This is a genomic window from Pseudoalteromonas sp. Isolate6 (genome assembly GCF_022398435.1).
GTDB lineage: Bacteria > Pseudomonadota > Gammaproteobacteria > Enterobacterales > Alteromonadaceae > Pseudoalteromonas > Pseudoalteromonas galatheae.
The window spans coordinates 1-929 of sequence record NZ_JAKEVK010000393.1 but is presented as its reverse complement, the minus strand read 5'-3'; the positions used below and the strand labels follow the sequence as shown (position 1 = coordinate 929).

2 protein-coding genes are annotated in these 929 nt (G+C 40.4%); one reads left to right on the top strand and one right to left on the bottom strand.

Annotated features, from left to right (window positions below; all coding sequences use genetic code 11):
- The first annotated feature begins 42 nt into the window (after positions 1-42).
- Positions 43-489, top strand: coding sequence for a cytochrome c (locus L1D50_RS23095; protein ID WP_095727085.1), 447 nt, complete (start codon positions 43-45; stop codon positions 487-489).
- 189 nt (positions 490-678) lie between these two features.
- On the opposite strand, the gene L1D50_RS23090 is transcribed toward L1D50_RS23095, so the two are convergent.
- On the bottom strand, positions 679-864 hold the full coding sequence (locus tag L1D50_RS23090) for a hypothetical protein (RefSeq protein WP_010604204.1): 186 nt from the start codon (positions 862-864) through the stop codon (positions 679-681).
- Positions 865-929: the final 65 nt, after the last annotated feature.

Genomic DNA, 929 nt, shown 5'->3' with positions numbered 1-929 from the left:
GTAATTTACATTGAAAATAGGGAAAAATATTAGGGGTTTACTATGAAGAAACTACTTACCGTCACACTATTTAGCTGCCTTGCCGCGACAGCGCAAGCTAACACCATGTTTGAATCAGCTGAAGATGCGATTGAATATCGCAAAGCATCTTTTCAATTGATCCGTTTCCAGATTGGTAATATGGGCGACATGCTAAAAGGCAAAGTGCCATTTGATGCTGAAGTATTTAAACAACGTGCTCACAATGCTGCGCAATTATCGCAAATGCCTTGGGAAGCATTCATTGACGGTTCTGACAAAGGCAACACTGATGCTCTACCAGCCGTTTGGTCAAACAGAGCTGAGTTCGATGGCAAAGCCAAGCAATTTGCCGAGTATGCTCAAGCACTGGCTGTTGCAGCTGACTCTGGCGACAAAAAGCTGATTGCTTCTGCATTTAAAGATTGGGCAAAAGGCTGTAAAGACTGCCATAAATCTTTTAAAGATTAATACCAATCGTATAAAAACAAAACAGCCGCATATTTGCGGCTGCTTACTATCTGAATATTTCGTCACTTGTTTAGTGAACACCAACAACGCAGTAACTCAGACAATGCACCTAGTAACCCATAGCCCTGCTTAATCACATAGCCAAATTGAATTACTGTCAGTGCTAGACTGGTAGATGACGTCTAGTGATCAATCATCAATATAGTCGAAATCATCATCGCCTAGATTTCTACGTAGGCGTTTTTGCTCTAAGTAGTCGTCTAGCTTTCTTTTGACTTTACGCTTTTGCTTGTCATGTTGGTTACGACCCAACTTTTCAAATTCATCGTCTGCAAAATCATCATCAAGCGCATCGTAAGAGAATGTCTTACCCACAACTTACTCCAAAATAAAATAGTCATTAATAAAATGAGAGCCATCTCTCAAGATCACTATTTAGC

Excerpts from the sequence above, each read along its gene's own strand:
- L1D50_RS23095 (WP_095727085.1), top strand. The coding sequence starts at position 43 with ATGAAGAAACTACTTACCGTCACACTATTTAGCTGCCTTGCCGCGACA.